Raw genomic sequence first — 14,932 nt, 5'->3', positions numbered from 1 at the left:
GTCAGTCGCCGGCCGTTCGGGCCGCGATGATGTCGTGGTCCATCTCCGCCAGCGCTCGGTCGAGATGGCCTTCCAGCACCAGCGTTGCTTCCTCCGGCACGACGGATATCGGCGGCGCGCCGAAGAGGCGCACCTGCTGCGACTGGGCAAGGCCCTCTTCAAGGCCGCGCTGGAGGAGATCGAAATAGCGCGTGCCGGGACCAGTGATGGCGATCGGCATGTTTTCATAGAGGCTCACCATGCGCGACAGGCCTTGGCCGAGCGCAAGGCCGGCCTGGCGGAAGGCATATTCCGACATGCGATGGCCCTGGCGGGCGCGCAGCGCGATCTTGTCCATCTCGGATAGTGGCACGAATTTCGCCGGGATCGTATCCGGCGGCACTTCGAAGGCGGTGCGCAGGATACCGTAAAAGCCGGCGGAAGCCTCGATGCAGCCCTGCGAACCGCAGCGACACAGCTTGCCGTCCGACGAGTTCAGCATATGCCCGAAATTGGGGGCGGTGACGGTCAGTTCGCCCGTGCGTTCGAAACGGGCGATGCCAAGCCCGATGCTGTGGCCGAGCGAGAGGGCGGCGACAGCCTGAAGGTTCTTCGCGCCTGCCTTTTCCATGCGCAGCGCCATGGCATGAGCGACGAGCAGGGTCTCGTTGCTGATGAGGATCTTCGCCTGCCAGTGCGGTGCGAGCAGGGCGGCAAAATCCACCTGCTGCGCGCCAAAAACCGGCGACCAGACGAGTTTTGCCGCAGCCGGGTCGACCAGTCCTTTGCTGCTGATCGAGACGACGAGAACCTGCTCCCGTGTGATGCGCGAGCGCGCCACCAGCTTTTCCAGCGCTGCCACGAAGGCGTCCGCAAAGGGCTGGGTGGCGGTGTCGGCGTGGTTGCGCGGCTCCTCGAACCGATCGAGCAGCGTGCCGCCATAATCGGCCAGCGAATATTGCACGACGTCGGAGGAGATACGCACGGTCACGAGATAGCCGGCATCCCGTCGTTGCCCGAAGATCACGCGCGGCCGCCCGCGCGACGCCGACGCCTGCTGTTCGCGCCGTTCCAGCACCTCGGCCTTTTCGAGTTCCGTCGTGATCGCCGAGACCGTCGCGGAGGCAAGCCCGGTGTGCTGCGAAATATCGGTATGGGCGAGCGGCCCGTGCCGGCGCAGCGAGGCGAGCACGAGCGCGCTGTTCTGCTGACGCACAAGCTCCGTGCTCGATTTCACCAGCATCTGTTGTTTCCGCTCGCTTTCACAGGCTGCAACCCATGCCCCTCCCAAAGCATCAGTCACGCCGTCATTCAAGGCCTTTCAAGCCGTGTTGACAGCCTGGAAAAGTTCTGACATTTATTTTCTCGACTGTCGAGAAAAAAGTCCTGGCACGCCGGGAGGGGCATCTAGACAGTGTTATCGTGGCTGGTCGTTGATTGGGCGGGAGGTTCGTCCAGGCGGCCGGTGTTCACTTGGGAGGATAATATGAAGTCCGTTTTGAAGCTGATGGCAGGGGCTGCCGTCATCGTTTCCCTGCATTCCGGCATTGCGCACGCCAAGGATCTGGTGGTCGGCGTTTCCTGGTCGAACTTCCAGGAAGAGCGCTGGAAAACCGACGAAGCCGCCATCAAGGCTGCTCTCGAAGCCTCCGGCGACAAGTACATTTCCGCTGACGCCCAGTCGTCTGCCGCCAAGCAGCTGACCGACGTCGAGTCGCTGATCGCCCAGGGCGCCAACGCCATCATCGTTCTCGCCCAGGATTCGGAAGCCATCGGCCCGGCCATCGAAAAGGCTGCCGCTGAAGGCATTCCGGTCGTCGGCTATGACCGCCTGATCGAAAACCCGGCGGCCTTCTACATCACCTTCGACAACAAGGAAGTCGGCCGCATGCAGGCCCGCGAAGTGCTCAAGGTGAAGCCGGAAGGCAACTACGTCTTCATCAAGGGCTCGTCGTCCGATCCGAATGCCGACTTCCTCTTCGCAGGTCAGCAGGAAGTGCTGAAGGAAGCGGTCGATGCCGGCAAGATCAAGAATGTCGGCGAAGCCTATACCGACGGCTGGAAGCCCGAGCTTGCCCAGAAGAACATGGAACAGTTCCTGACGGCGAACGACAACAAGGTCGACGCGGTCGTTGCGTCCAACGACGGCACGGCCGGCGGCGCAATCGCGGCGCTTTCCGCTCAGGGCCTCGCCGGCACCGTGCCGGTCTCCGGCCAGGATGCCGACCACGCCGCGCTGAACCGCGTCGCGCTCGGCACCCAGACGGTTTCCGTCTGGAAGGACTCGCGTGAACTCGGCAAGCGCGCCGCAGAAATCGCAGCCACGCTCGCCAGCGGCAAGACCATGGACGAGATCGAAGGCGTCACCACCTTCAACGGCGGCCCGAAGGGCGTCGAAATGAAGTCGGTCTTCCTCGCACCGCTGCCGATCACCAAGGACAACCTGAACGTCGTCATCGACGCCGGCTGGATCCCGAAGGAAACGGCTTGCCAGGGCGTTGCCGCCGGCTCCGTTGCAGCCTGCAACTGAGTTAGCGACCATCCGGTACTGACCTGACCATCGACAAGCGCCGCAGCGGCTTCCGTTGCGGCGCTTGCGCAAGATGGGCAGCGGGCGGAGGATGATGCGACGCCATATCCTCGGACCGGAGAGATCTGGACGCCCGGACGACACGTTCAACAAAAGTGGGGGAACGGCAAACCATGGCCGACATCACGACGACCGCATCTGCCAATCGCGCGCGATCGGCAAGCGAGAACCCGGTGAAGCGCTTCTTCCGCGCCACCGAAATCGACACGCGCCTGCTCGGCATGGTCGGTGCCCTGCTGATCATCTGGATCGGCTTCAACATCATGTCCGGCGGCCTGTTCCTCACGCCCCGCAACCTCTGGAACCTCTCGGTCCAGACCGCCTCCGTCGCCGTGATGGCGACCGGCATGGTGCTCGTCATCGTCACGCGCAACATCGATCTCTCCGTCGGCTCCATCCTCGGCTTCGTCGGCATGAGCATGGGCGTGCTGCAGGCTGAACTGCTGCCACAGCTGCTCGGCTTCAATCATCCGGCCATCTGGGTTATCACGCTGCTCTGCGGCCTGCTGCTCGGTGCCGCGATCGGCGCGCTGCACGGCTCGATCATCGCTTTCCTCAACGTGCCCTCCTTCATCGTCACGCTCGGCGGCCTGCTCGTCTGGCGCGGCGCCACCTGGTTCGTCACCAGCGGCCGCACCGTCGCCCCCATGGATGCCACCTTCCGCCTGATGGGCGGCGGCACCGAGGGCTCGATCGGTGCCAAAGCCAGCTGGATCGTCGGTGCGCTTGCCTGTGCCGCCATCGTCGCGACGATTGCCAACTCCCGCAAGCAGCGCAAACGTTTCGGCTTCCCGCTGCGCCCGATGTGGGCGGAATATTTCCTCGTCGCCATCGGCTGCGCGCTGGTGCTCGGCGCCGTCGGGATCGTCAATTCCTATCCCTGGCCCGTTGCCATCGCCCGCAAGTTCGCGGATGCCAACGGCATCGCCTGGCCGGACGGCGGGCTGTTCATTCCGCATGGCATCGCCGTGCCGGTGCTGATCGCCATCGTCGTGGGCATCGTCATGACCTTCATATCGACGCGCCTGCGCTTCGGCCGCTACGTTTTCGCACTCGGTGGCAACCCCGAGGCAGCGGAACTTGCGGGCATCAAGACGCGCTGGGTCACCGTCAAGATCTTCGCGCTGATGGGCATTCTCTGCGCCATTGCCGCCGCCATTTCCACCGCCCGCCTCAATGCCGCAACCAATGCGCAGGGTGAACTCGACGAGCTCTACACGATCGCGGCCGCCGTGATCGGCGGCACGTCGCTGGCGGGCGGCATGGGCACAATCGCTGGCGCCATGCTCGGCGCCCTCGTCATGCAATCGCTGCAATCGGGCATGGTGCTGGTCGGCATCGACACCCCGTTCCAGCGCATCGTGGTCGGTATGGTCCTCGTCGTCGCCGTCTGGCTCGACACGGTCTACCGGGCCCGCGCCAAGTAACAGGAGTTGGACCAATGACGGACACCACCCGTACGCCCCTCGTGGAGCTGAAGAACATCTCCATCTCCTTCGGCGGCATTCATGCCGTGGACAATGCCTCGGTCGATCTCTATCCCGGCGAGGTCGTGGCGCTTCTCGGCCACAACGGCGCCGGCAAGTCGACGCTGATCAAGATCCTGTCCGGCGCCTACAAGCGCGATGGCGGCGAAATCCTGATCAATGGCGAGCCTGCCGACATCAACAACCCGCGCGACGCCAAGAAATACGGCATCGAGACGATCTACCAGACGCTCGCTGTCGCCGATAACGTCGACGCCGCGGCCAACCTCTATCTCGGCCGCGAGCTCAGGACCCCCTGGGGCACGCTCGACGACGTCGCGATGGAAGCCAAGACCCGCGAAGTGATGGGCCGCCTCAACCCGAACTTCCAACGCTTCAAGGAGCCCGTGAAAGCGCTCTCCGGCGGCCAGCGCCAGTCGGTGGCAATCGCAAGAGCGATCCTCTTCAATGCCCGCATCCTGATCATGGACGAGCCGACGGCAGCGCTCGGTCCGCAGGAGACGGCGCAGGTCGGCGAGCTGATCAAGCAGTTGAAGAAGGAAGGCATCGGCATCTTCCTGATCAGCCACGACATTCATGACGTCTTCGATCTCGCGGATCGCGTCTCGGTCATGAAGAACGGCCAGGTCGTCGGCCACGCCCGCACCGAGGACGTGACCAAGGACGAAGTGCTCGGCATGATCATCCTCGGCAAGGTGCCCCCCAAAGCCATACCCGGCCCCGGCGCCATGCAGACGGCTTGATCAAGCCGCCAGATCCAAAGCGAGCCGCCGGCACCCCCGGCGGCTCTTTCATGCCAGGGCAACCGCCCACAAAGCAAAAACAGCGCCCTTTCAACAATTTCCCGATTGAAGCCCGCCCCCACCTGGGCTAAGACCCTTCCATCGGACAGGCGAGTCATCGCCTACGGATGCACCCGTAGCTCAGCTGGATAGAGTGTTGGATTCCGATTCCAAAGGTCACAGGTTCGAATCCTGTCGGGTGCGCCACCGAACTACTTGAAATCATTGATTTATCAGTCTTAGCTTGTCCTCATGCGGACTGGAAATAAGCTAGCTCAGTCCTAGCCCAGTAGCGCATGCGCTTGGGAATTCTTCAATGATTTCAAGGTAGCTTTCCGGGGCTTGGACACGTCGCTAGCGCAGTTTCAGCGCAGCGCACCGACCATAGCAACTCGAAAGGTGCCCCACGTTATGCTGCAAAGCCCGGCCTCAACGAAGAAGACCCCGTTTTCGCTCTTCCAGCGAGAAGGCACGCGGAACTGGTCGATGCGATATTCGCTCGGCGGCAAGCAATACAAAAGGACGCTGGGAACCGCGAACCAGGAAGAGGCGCTGCAACGCGCCTACGAAATCTGGCACGAGCAGAGCTTTCGCAACAAGCAGGGCCTTTCGCTGGATAGCCGCTCCTTTGTCGAGGTGGCGGAAGAGTTCATCGAAAAAGTCGTCGCAGAGGCCGAGCGCGACGAACGCAGCAAATATCACCCGATCTATTGGCCACCGATCATTCGCCGTTTCCCTGTGGGTTACTTCGGGGACCGCGCCATCGAGACGATCACCACCGCCGACATCGAACGATATCTGGAATGGCGTAAGACCTATTGGACGACGGGCCCCGGCATTCACATTCAGAAAATCCGATGCGAACGCGAAGATGGCCGGGTTTTTATTCGCCCTGCACCGCGGAAGGTCGCAGCCTTGAGCACGGTCAAGGGCGAGATGGTCATCATCCGCGAGCTATTCGAGCAGGCGGCGAAATGGGGCTATTGCAAGCCGATCATAATCCCGGCCGTCAGAGCGAAAAAGAAACCCGACACGCGCCGTCCCGGGTTCGCGCCGGAGGAATACGAACGTCTGCTCGGAAAGAGCTTGGAGCGGATCAGCGAGCCTCAGCAATCAGTCAGGCTCATCAAGGCGAAAGACGGTCGGGTCTGGACGCAAAGCACGCTCACCAGCCGCGTGCGGTCGGATCGTATCCGTCTGCACGCCTATATCGAATTCATGGCCAGTTCGGGCCTGCGCCCCACGGAGGCAAAGAACCTCAAGTGGAGCAATATTCTCCGCTATCGCGATACAAAAGACCTTCCCCTTTTCCAGCAGGACGCCCGGCTACAAGTCCACGGAAAAAGCAAGCATGGCAATGCCGTGCCTCTGCATGGTGCAATCCAGGCGCTTCATATGTTGTGGAACGTGTTTGTAAGCGAGGTCGGTCGCGAGCCCACTGATGACGATCCTGTCTTTGCGGATGCAGGCGGCAAACCCATCCTGTCGTTCCAGCGCGGCTTGAACGCCTTGCTCAAAGCGGCCGACTTGGAGCGTGACCACCGAGGCGTCAAGCGAACCGCTTACTCATTCCGGCACTTCTATATCTCGCAGATGCTCGCCAACAATGTCTCGATCCACCATGTCGCCCGTAACACCCGCACTTCGATTTCGATGATCGACAAGCACTATGCCCAGGTCAATACCGAGCAGATCAAAGACTTCCTTCGCCCCGGCGAGGAGGACTTGATGAAGGAACCGAAGCTGCTTGACGACGAGACCTACGACGAAATCGCTTTGTTGGAAAAACGCTTAGCCGAGTTGAAAGCCGGGGCGACCACCGAGCGCACCGCTGACAAACTTTCGCAAAGGTACGGTGGACAACGTTCATAGCCTGACCGCATCAGGCGGCGGGCATTGTCATGAGGGGCACTGCATACCACACTTGATGTCGGCTAGAGGCTTGATCTTCGGCAAACCGATGCACGACGATACCGTTTTCCACGATCAGCGTTGTTGAGCAATCGCTACTGTCAAAGCCGATTTCCGTGATGATCTCCCTGATGGCCGCATGCGCCTCCGAGCGAAGGTCATAGCGGGCAGCATCGTCAGCTTGCTCCCACGCGTCTCGCAACCTGCCGATCAGGTCGCATGTTTCCATGGGGCTATCGTGCCGAATTGACCGGCGCTGTCTTTCGGCCTGCTGGTGCCGTAGCTCGGCTTCGACAGCCTTCCGTTCGCTTTGCCGGGCCTTCAGCAGATCGACCACGGCATCTGGCGGCGCGTTATCATCCTCGATTATCTGCGCTAGCCGCTGTTCTTTTCTGCGAAGCTCTTCCAGTTGTAGGGCCAGTTCGGCAATCCTCTCGTCAAACTCCCGCACGGTGTCATCGAACCTTGCCGCATGCAGCGTCTCGGCAAGATTGATTTCTGTGACATGATCGACGATAGCCGCCTCGAGCGGCTCGTATCGGAAATGCCGGTTGCCATCGGTGCAACGATGCCCGCGCACATAGTTCGCGCAGACCAGATAACGCCCGTTCTCGTTCCCCTTCACCCGGCTCATCTTCATCGTCATCGGCCCACCGCAATGGGCGCAATGGCAAAGCCCGGTGAAGAGATTGGCAAAGGTGTTGCCCTTGCGGCCGGGCTTGCCCGGATTGCTCCGTAGGGCCTGCACCTGCAGGAACAAATCCTTGTCGATCGCGGCAGGGAAGTAGCCGGCAATCGGATCGCCGTCCGGCACGCGCTTGCCGTCAACGATCCTGTGCGGCTGGAATATGCCGATGACATCCTGGCGGGCGAGCAGCGCCTTGATGACACTCTGATACCAGCCGTCCTGGCTCTTGAAAGCGGGAATGCCATCTGCGTTGAGCTTGCGAGCGATCACCGTCGCACCGAGCCCCCGCGTTGCCATCTCATAAATCGCCTTCACCGTTTCCGCATGGTGGTTCAGCGTGAACTCGTAACGGCTCGTATCGATCCTTCGGGCATCGATCCATGCGGGTGTTATGCTGGTGATATGGCCCTTGCCTTCGCGGGCCAGTTCCCGTTTCCGTTTCGCGACCGCGCTGATGCGCTCGCTTTTGGTCTGGCTCTCCTCGTGACCGCGCGACATCACCGCAAGCCCGATGATAAGCTTGGTCCAGTCACCGTTGAGCCGGTCGCGACTGTAAACCTGCCGGTCCTCGCCAAGCGTCACGATGACAATGCCGGCATTGATGATCGCCATGAATAGCGTCAACGCATCCGGCACGGCTTCGCGTGATAGCCGGTCGAGGCTTTCGATCAGCAAGTAGCTGCCCTTGGGGATTTGCCCGTTTTCGACCATCGCCAGGAACCGGCCGAGCGCGCCGGTCTTGAAGTTCCTGCCTTTCCACGCGCTGACGCCCAAGTCCTGCAAGCTGTCGTCCAGAAGCAGAGAGTGTTCGTCCGCAAACGCCTTCGATCGTTCAAGCTGCCGGCGCAGGCTGTCCCCGCGAAGCTGCTTGCGAGTACTCATACGGACGTAGGAGTAAGCCCGGATCGGAAAGGTGCTGTTGTTGGTGTCTTCGGTGCCCATGACGGCCTCCTCATGTTGCGATCCGCTAACATGGGGCTATCGGGCGGGCGAGCATGAGGGAGCGCGGGGTGCAAATGGCTGCACCGGCGTAAGGCTGCGGCTTGCGGAAAGGAGGTGTCGGGATCGGAAGAAAGCCGACGCAAATCACCACAGCTCTCAGCATTGGTTGTGACGCCGCAATGGTTAACGAAGCGTTAATGCGGGTTGAGTGCATTGCAACTTGAGCGGACGCTGGTTCGGCTGACGGAGAACATCACCGCAGGCTCCTTGCATGACCAGCATTCTGACGAACACCTCCGCAATGGCCGCGCTGCAAACCCTGCGCATGATCGGCAGCAACATGGCCGAGACGCAACGGCAGGTCAGTTCCGGGCTGCGCGTGCAGATCGCAGCGGACAACGCAGCGTATTGGTCGATCTCCACGACCATGCGCTCTGACCACATGGCGCTTTCCGCCGTATCCGATGCGCTCGGGCTCGGTGCTGCGAAGATCGATGTCGCCTATTCTGGCCTCGACGCCACCGTAGACGTGCTCGGGGAGTTCCGGGCAAAGCTGGTCGCCGCCAAAGAAGACGGCGTGGACAAGGCGAAGATCCAGACCGAGCTTGATCAGTTCAAGGAACAGTTTGTTTCCATCGCAACATCCGCCAGCTTCAACGGCGTCAACTGGCTCAACACGAATGCTCCGCAGGACATCAACGGGCTCTCAGGATTGCCGACCAGCATCACCTCGTCCTTCATCCGCTCCGCTGACGGTAATGTGCATGTCGGAACGACGGAAATCGACATGGCTGATCTCAGCCTGTTCAATGTCGGTGGCGGCGGGGCTTTGCAGAAGGATATCCGTTCGCTTGGCGATATCGGCGGCTTTCGTGGGGCGAACACCAACCAGCAGAGCAGCCGAGCCCAAAGCTATTATGCCTTCACCGGCCTCTTTACACTCGGGGCTAGCGATACGATCACGCTGGACGTCATGGTCGATGACAGCCCGCTTGCTCCGGGCGTCAGCCATACGCTGGTGATTGACCGGGCTGCTGTCGATGCCGCGCTTGGCACGAGCGATGGCATCGTGGCGACTGCGCAGGACTATGGTGCCATCCTCGACCATGTATTCACTGCCAATGCTGTCCCGGCTTCTGCCGGATGGGCCGGTGGCAATAGGTTGGGTATCTCAAGCGCGGAAACGACAGCACTGCCCGGATCGAGCATCGAAATTACTGGCGTCACATCGAGCTTTGGCTCGGGCAGCTTCGGTGCAGGTCTCGAAAACACACCGCTGTCCGAACTCAATAACCAGTATCCGCAATGGAGCTTCAGCTTCAGCGGACCGTTCACGATCTACCGCGATATCGAGTTCAGCTTCGACATTCAGGTAGGGAGCGATCCGGTGACGACGATCACCGTTACGCGCGATATGGTCGATCTTGTATTTGGAACGACCGATGGCAGAATACCGTCTGAAGGAGCTTTTGCGGCACTTCTCGATTATGCTCTGGAAGGACACGGTCTGGATGCCACATCGATAGCAGGCGGGATCGTCTTCGACATCGACAAGACGCTGTATCCGAACGCAGGCAGCCGGGCCTATATGAGGATCGGCAATGTCACCGACAATCTCGGCCCCGCGCCGGATTTCGACATTCTCGACGTCGATATCACCGATCCCGCCAACGATCTCGACAACTATCTGTTCGGCGTCGATGCCATGCTGGAGAAGGTCATATCCGGTGCCAGCACCCTCGGCGCGCTCAAGACCCGCATCGATATGCAGACCGAGTTCGCGCAAGTCTTGATGGCATCCATCGACAAGGGCATTGGCCGGCTTGTCGATGCTGATATGAACGAGGCATCGACGCGGCTCAAGGCGCTCCAGACACAGGAACAGCTTGCTATCCAGTCGTTGCAGATCGCCAACGGCAATGCCGATAATGTTGCGCAGTTGTTCCGGTAGTCGCTCTATCTACCTGCTTTGCGCCAGCCCGCGTTGCGGGCTTCGTCCTCGGTGCAGAACCAGCGTTCCCCATATTCCCCCCGGATGACCGTCTCGTCGTAATATTCCTGGCCACGGACATGGTAGATGCGTTCGCCCGAGTTTATCGAGATATTGCCCTTGATGTCACAGGCCGGATCGTAGAGGGATCGCGGCACGAATGCGTAGCCTCCGGTTCCGAGGAATACGGTCATCCAAGTGCCTGCGACGATCAGAGGAAACTTGCTCATGAAACACGAGTAAGCTGCACCCTTTTACGTCGCGTTGAAAAACACGTTAAAATTGTCACAGCACGGAAGGGCCCCGCCGTCATCGGAAGCGTGTCTATAACGGGTCGATGTCGTGAGCCGGGGCCACGCTGAAGCTGACTGCATATTCGAACAGGTAGACATTCGGCACGACGGTTCGGCCGTACTTCAGATTTCGGCTGACGGACTTCGACACGATGATACCGGACACGTCCTTGTCGCGCCCGATAGTCTGTTTCACCCACCCCATGTATCGGGTGATCTGCCCCAAAGCGCGGTCGGAACTTTGCGCTCGTTTCAGCTCGAAGACGAAGAATGCGCCCGTCTCATCGACAGCGAGAATGTCGATTGGCCCGACCGCCGTTGCATATTCAACGCCATCCCTGCCGGTCGGATCGACATAGACGCTCAGTTTGCGCCCGCCGAAATCAATGGACGACAGGTTCGTGGCAAGGAAATCCCGTAGCTGATACTCCAGCGAAAAGTAGGGAATGCCTTCATCGCTTTCACCGACCGGTTCGTCGGTCCCACCCAAGACTTCATCGACAGCATCGATGCGGGCTGAGTGTCCGGGAAAGATCATACGGATTTCATCAGGCGTTTCCTGCATCGTCCACCCGGCTTGTCGAAGTGCCGCACGCAATTGATGCGACGTGTTGCGAGCGCCATCCATGCCCGCCGGCAAATGGTCGGGGTTCTGCCGAAGCCATTGTTTCAGTGGATAGACCTCAAGCCCGCCGTCGTCCTTCGCGATGACCACACTATGCCGCTGAACCATGAATGCCCCCTACACCATTCTTTGCAACTCAGAGGGATAGCCGGAACGGATTACCTCTTGGTTACAACGGGCCTCCAAACCCATTCTTTGCTCGCCCTTTTGGCAGACGGCTGTATCCGGGAAACACGTTCAACGGTCTCGGAAAGGATCACAGCATGTCCCACCTCAAGGCTCTCAAGCTCACCTCCGCAGTCCCGGTTCGCGCTGCCGTCGATCCGGTACAGCGTGCGCGGGAAAAGATGATCGCGGCGCTGGCCGAACAGAAGCAGATGGCCGAGGCGAAGATCGCCGGTCAGGCGTTCACGCCCACGCATGTCGTGCGCAAGAAGAACGCGGAAGGTGTCCGCGTCGACGTCGAAGCTCCCAAGCGCGTGCGTCAGGGCTGGTTCACCGACGGCAACGGCAAGGTGTTTTTCGCACTGCGCTATGCCGGCAAGGCCATCGACTTCGCTAAGGACAAGAACGCCATCGAAGCTGGCGAGCTTTCGGCACTGCCGAAGGTCATCGACACGCTAGTCGAAGCTGTCCGGGCTGGTGAACTGGACGCGCAACTCACCGCTGCTGCCACCGAGCGCGGCCAGATGCTGCGCAAGCCGAAATAAACCGCGTAGTTTTCGCGGGCAAGCATCCGAAGGCCATAGGATCATGAATGATCCTATGGCCTTCGTGCGTTCCGGCAAGGCCGGAACGCTGTCAAAGAGCGCCACGGACGCGCGTCCGGGTCGGTACGCTATGCCGCAATGTTTCCGGGCCGGACCGCATTCCTTGATGCTTCTGAGCTTCTGTTTGACGCACGTTGCCGCAAATCTCACCCCGGAACCCCCGCGCGCTGTTACTGTTCCGCCCGGCTGCACTTTGAACTCGCTCTTTGCGCCATTTGGAATTTTGTTCCGCCGAAAACGAGCGGAGACCAGATGCAGCCCCCTTCAAGCGACGATCACGACAGCAAGCCCACGCAGGCACAAATCGACCTTGCCATGCTCTTTATGACCGACCTGCATGTGGGGTCCGAACGTCTCTACAAGATCAAGCGCAAAGGCACGGCGCTGAACCTGAGCTACGAGGTCGATGGCGAGTTGCATCAGCGTAGCTACCTATCGGCGCTGTCATGGCGAGCAATTCTGCTGTTCGCGCTGACCGAGGGCAAAATCATCACCGTCCACGAGATGGACCACCCCGGCCGATATCGGCGGTTGTTCCCAGAAACCCTGCTTCGTTGTCTGCGTTGGCATGCGCGGCCGAATGCAAATTTCCCGCCGGTCGCTCGGCTCTACGATCCGAATGGCAACGCCGTCCTATTGCTGACCCGCACCCGACTTTGTGGACATGCAGTCGATGCCCTGCATAATCTAACCGATGCTGGCCCGGTGTTTCAGCCGCTTTGGGTCTCTGACATAATGGCGTTGCGCCCGATGCTCGGCATTGATCTCATCCGCGACGAAGCATTCTCGGCCACCATGCCGATCAGCGCATATCTGGAGGCTGGCGTGATGACCGGCAAGATTGTCGAAGAGCCGGAGCTTGCCGAACTGCCACTGACCGGCAATGTGTCCCGGCTCGATGCCCCGCCGTCATCAAAAGCGGTTGCCAGCGTTTTCGACCAAGCGCACAGGGAACATCCGGTGCTAGCGGGATTGCGCTCACGTACGATCTATGATGACTATCTGCTCTATCGCAGCAATGTGAAATAAGCTATGTTGAGCAAGCCAGAAGATCATCAGAAATATTCTTCATATATATGAAGAAATTTATAATTATAATTTTAATAAAATTTCACTCTCAATATTAATCTATCGTTATCCATTAATATACTTCCGGCTTTACAATAGTGATCCCTGTGATATTTCTTCGCCCGTAGGAAGGCATTGCTTTCCGACAGCCCTCCGGCTGTGTTCTTTGCAAATTGAATTGTTTTCACGGCGCTGTGCGCCGGGTTGCTTTGCGGGCTTCGATCATCCGATCGGGGCGTCACATCCAACTGGATGGCTTCGGCCACCGAGAACAAGGACGTTGCAAATGAGCGAACTTTTGAAAACCGCATTGATCACCAAGCCTACCGATACCGTAGCAGCACGTATCAAGGTGCTTGCCGCTACCGCCGTAGGCCTGGTTGACAGACAAACCAAACTCGACCTCGACAGTGCCGGTCTGTTTGCACAGACCGCGTTGTTCGTCCGCGAGACGCTGGGCGACATCGCGAAGGTCAAGGAATTCATCAATCTGATGAAGGCCCTTGACGTCAAGATGCCACCGGATCTTAAGAAGATCGCTGGCATGGACCTGACCGATAAGGAGAAATCCAAACTCGGCCAGAGTAACATGCTTCTGCCGATCATGCGGACGATCTTTCACGACAAGGGCGGTAAGCTTCGTTCCTTCGAGAACTACGCTTATCCGATGACCCAGTTGCTGAAAGACGAAACCCTGGTCTCCCTCGATCAAATCACGGACGCGATCAACAATGCCGTCCATGTCGATACGAACGGGAAGAAGACCACCGGGATCGAGGCGCTACGCAAGCTCGAACGCGCAAGCCGGGAAGCTGGCGGCGCGCGTGGCGGCAACAAGCCGAGTGAAATCCCCGTGAAGGTCAACTTCATGAAGGGTCGCACGACGCTCTCCAAGGAAATCGTCTCCGACGTTGCCTTCGATAGCAACGGCCTCGGCCTGATGGTCGTCAGGAAGGCAAGTGACGGCGGCGGCGATATTCTCTTCGGAGCCACCGATGTAGCCGGCCTCGTGGAAATCGTTGCCAAGGCATGGGAGAAAGTCAAGGATGCCTTTGAACTTGATCCTCGCTTCAAGACAGCAGATTTGCCGGAAGGCTTCCTTGCTGCATTGAACCTGAAGGCAGCGGCTTGAACATGAAATCGGGGGCGAAAGCCCCCTTTTTCTGTTTGGCCCGGAGGAACAAATGATTGATTTTAATCAATATGTAGCCAAACGCTTGCTCGCCGGCTGTACCAGCATCGCCCTAGACGAACTTGCTGGCGGTCAGACTGTTCATTCTACGGACATGAAACGCCTGCTCGGCAGCAGCTATGCCGCCTACGACGAGGAGGCCAAGACCGATCTTTCCATTTCGGCTTCCAAGGCTGCTATAGAATGGAATGACAAGCGTGATGACCTCATGCGCAGGATAGGCTTTGCGATCAATCGCAAGCAACTGTCTGCGGAAACCCGTCGGCAGTTCGTCAACGAGGCCGAACGGCTCGTGGAAAGCTACCGCGAGCGTATAGAGGGAACCCCTGATGAAGCGGCCTTCATAGTTTATGAGGCCGATATCCACGCCCCTGCCAACGAAGCTTATCAGGCGGCGCGGGAGGTCATCGAGGAGTTTCCACTACCGCGCCTGAAAAAGACGGGTGAGTTCGGAGAAGATAGCTATCGCCGGGTAATCCAGCGGCGATATCTGCAAGACCTGTTCGGTGAACTTGAAGGACCTCCGGAAGAAGAGCCGAAAGGCGAAACCCGGTCATTCCTTTTGGACAGGCTGAAGCGTCAGGACGATCTATGGTAAGAATAGCGGCAGGGCTT

13 protein-coding genes, 1 tRNA gene and 1 pseudogene are annotated in these 14,932 nt (G+C 59.5%); 11 read left to right on the top strand and 4 right to left on the bottom strand.

The annotated features are described in order from the left end of the window. Position 1: 1 nt before the first annotated feature. Positions 2-1,222 carry an ROK family transcriptional regulator gene (locus MUU55_RS05785; protein WP_244759791.1) on the bottom strand — a complete coding sequence of 407 codons (1,221 nt, stop codon included), beginning with the start codon at positions 1,220-1,222 and terminating at the stop codon, positions 2-4. 243 nt (positions 1,223-1,465) lie between these two features. Here MUU55_RS05785 and xylF point away from each other — a divergent pair, with 243 nt between their 5' ends. From xylF to MUU55_RS05760, 5 genes are all read left to right on the top strand, one after another. Further along, a complete protein-coding gene (gene xylF, locus MUU55_RS05780; protein ID WP_244759790.1) occupies positions 1,466-2,509 on the top strand; it encodes a D-xylose ABC transporter substrate-binding protein in 1,044 nt (347 codons plus the stop codon). Positions 2,510-2,682: 173 nt separating this feature from the next. Next, the gene (locus MUU55_RS05775; RefSeq protein WP_244759789.1) at positions 2,683-3,996 is read left to right on the top strand and encodes a sugar ABC transporter permease; all 1,314 of its coding nucleotides are present in this window, start codon (positions 2,683-2,685) and stop codon (positions 3,994-3,996) included. 14 nt (positions 3,997-4,010) lie between these two features. After that, entirely contained in the window at positions 4,011-4,799 is a 789-nt protein-coding gene (locus tag MUU55_RS05770) for an ATP-binding cassette domain-containing protein (protein ID WP_244759788.1), read from the top strand. Positions 4,800-4,968: 169 nt separating this feature from the next. Further along, positions 4,969-5,045: transfer RNA gene (locus tag MUU55_RS05765), tRNA-Arg, on the top strand. Positions 5,046-5,324: 279 nt separating this feature from the next. After that, complete coding sequence (locus MUU55_RS05760; protein ID WP_244759787.1) at positions 5,325-6,710, top strand: tyrosine-type recombinase/integrase; 1,386 nt, start codon at positions 5,325-5,327, stop codon at positions 6,708-6,710. Positions 6,711-6,720: 10 nt separating this feature from the next. Here the strand turns inward: MUU55_RS05760 and MUU55_RS05755 are convergent, their stop codons facing one another. After that, the gene (locus MUU55_RS05755; protein WP_244759786.1) at positions 6,721-8,379 is read right to left on the bottom strand and encodes a recombinase family protein; all 1,659 of its coding nucleotides are present in this window, start codon (positions 8,377-8,379) and stop codon (positions 6,721-6,723) included. Between the two features lie 271 nt (positions 8,380-8,650). Here MUU55_RS05755 and MUU55_RS29465 point away from each other — a divergent pair. Together MUU55_RS29465 and MUU55_RS29460 are read left to right on the top strand one after the other, a co-directional pair. Then, positions 8,651-9,217: pseudogene (locus MUU55_RS29465) on the top strand (flagellin N-terminal helical domain-containing protein); the annotation flags it as partial. A 135-nt stretch (positions 9,218-9,352) separates the two neighbouring features. Beyond that, positions 9,353-10,330 carry a flagellin gene (locus MUU55_RS29460; RefSeq protein WP_437441361.1) on the top strand — a complete coding sequence of 326 codons (978 nt, stop codon included), beginning with the start codon at positions 9,353-9,355 and terminating at the stop codon, positions 10,328-10,330. A gap of 5 nt (positions 10,331-10,335) precedes the next feature. Here the strand turns inward: MUU55_RS29460 and MUU55_RS05745 are convergent, their stop codons facing one another. Further along, positions 10,336-10,563 (bottom strand): sunset domain-containing protein, encoded by a 228-nt coding sequence (locus tag MUU55_RS05745; RefSeq protein WP_244759784.1) that lies wholly within the window; start codon positions 10,561-10,563, stop codon positions 10,336-10,338. 130 nt (positions 10,564-10,693) lie between these two features. Further along, positions 10,694-11,395 carry an endonuclease NucS domain-containing protein gene (locus tag MUU55_RS05740; RefSeq protein WP_244759783.1) on the bottom strand — a complete coding sequence of 234 codons (702 nt, stop codon included), beginning with the start codon at positions 11,393-11,395 and terminating at the stop codon, positions 10,694-10,696. Between the two features lie 155 nt (positions 11,396-11,550). Between MUU55_RS05740 and MUU55_RS05735 the strand changes: the two genes are divergently transcribed. The 4 genes from MUU55_RS05735 to MUU55_RS05720 all read left to right on the top strand — a co-directional run bounded on the left by MUU55_RS05735 (position 11,551) and on the right by MUU55_RS05720 (position 14,915). Continuing rightward, entirely contained in the window at positions 11,551-11,997 is a 447-nt protein-coding gene (locus MUU55_RS05735) for a hypothetical protein (RefSeq protein ID WP_244759782.1), read from the top strand. A 312-nt stretch (positions 11,998-12,309) separates the two neighbouring features. Continuing rightward, positions 12,310-13,086 (top strand): DUF2958 domain-containing protein, encoded by a 777-nt coding sequence (locus MUU55_RS05730; RefSeq protein ID WP_244759781.1) that lies wholly within the window; start codon positions 12,310-12,312, stop codon positions 13,084-13,086. 325 nt (positions 13,087-13,411) lie between these two features. After that, entirely contained in the window at positions 13,412-14,257 is an 846-nt protein-coding gene (locus MUU55_RS05725) for a hypothetical protein (RefSeq protein WP_241605453.1), read from the top strand. 52 nt (positions 14,258-14,309) lie between these two features. After that, on the top strand, positions 14,310-14,915 hold the full coding sequence (locus MUU55_RS05720; RefSeq protein WP_244759780.1) for a hypothetical protein: 606 nt from the start codon (positions 14,310-14,312) through the stop codon (positions 14,913-14,915). Positions 14,916-14,932: the final 17 nt, after the last annotated feature.

The sequence above is a fragment of the Shinella curvata genome, from assembly GCF_022899935.1.
Taxonomy (GTDB): Bacteria; Pseudomonadota; Alphaproteobacteria; order Rhizobiales; family Rhizobiaceae; genus Shinella; species Shinella curvata.
The sequence above is the reverse complement of the archived record's forward strand: the minus strand, read 5'-3'. Positions and strand labels throughout refer to the sequence as shown.

Bases quoted from the DNA above. Each gene is read 5' to 3' on its own strand.
- MUU55_RS05730 (WP_244759781.1), top strand. From the start codon at position 12,310: ATGCAGCCCCCTTCAAGCGACGATCACGACAGCAAGCCCACGCAGGCA.
- MUU55_RS05760 (WP_244759787.1), top strand. From the start codon at position 5,325: ATGCGATATTCGCTCGGCGGCAAGCAATACAAAAGGACGCTGGGAACC.
- MUU55_RS05740 (WP_244759783.1), bottom strand. From the start codon at position 11,395: ATGGTTCAGCGGCATAGTGTGGTCATCGCGAAGGACGACGGCGGGCTT.
- MUU55_RS05745 (WP_244759784.1), bottom strand. From the start codon at position 10,563: ATGACCGTATTCCTCGGAACCGGAGGCTACGCATTCGTGCCGCGATCC.
- MUU55_RS05725 (WP_241605453.1), top strand. From the start codon at position 13,412: ATGAGCGAACTTTTGAAAACCGCATTGATCACCAAGCCTACCGATACC.
- xylF (WP_244759790.1), top strand. From the start codon at position 1,466: ATGAAGTCCGTTTTGAAGCTGATGGCAGGGGCTGCCGTCATCGTTTCC.
- MUU55_RS05775 (WP_244759789.1), top strand. From the start codon at position 2,683: ATGGCCGACATCACGACGACCGCATCTGCCAATCGCGCGCGATCGGCA.
- MUU55_RS05720 (WP_244759780.1), top strand. From the start codon at position 14,310: ATGATTGATTTTAATCAATATGTAGCCAAACGCTTGCTCGCCGGCTGT.
- MUU55_RS05770 (WP_244759788.1), top strand. From the start codon at position 4,011: ATGACGGACACCACCCGTACGCCCCTCGTGGAGCTGAAGAACATCTCC.
- MUU55_RS05785 (WP_244759791.1), bottom strand. From the start codon at position 1,222: ATGCTGGTGAAATCGAGCACGGAGCTTGTGCGTCAGCAGAACAGCGCG.
- MUU55_RS29460 (WP_437441361.1), top strand. From the start codon at position 9,353: ATGGTCGATGACAGCCCGCTTGCTCCGGGCGTCAGCCATACGCTGGTG.
- MUU55_RS05755 (WP_244759786.1), bottom strand. From the start codon at position 8,379: ATGGGCACCGAAGACACCAACAACAGCACCTTTCCGATCCGGGCTTAC.
- MUU55_RS05735 (WP_244759782.1), top strand. From the start codon at position 11,551: ATGTCCCACCTCAAGGCTCTCAAGCTCACCTCCGCAGTCCCGGTTCGC.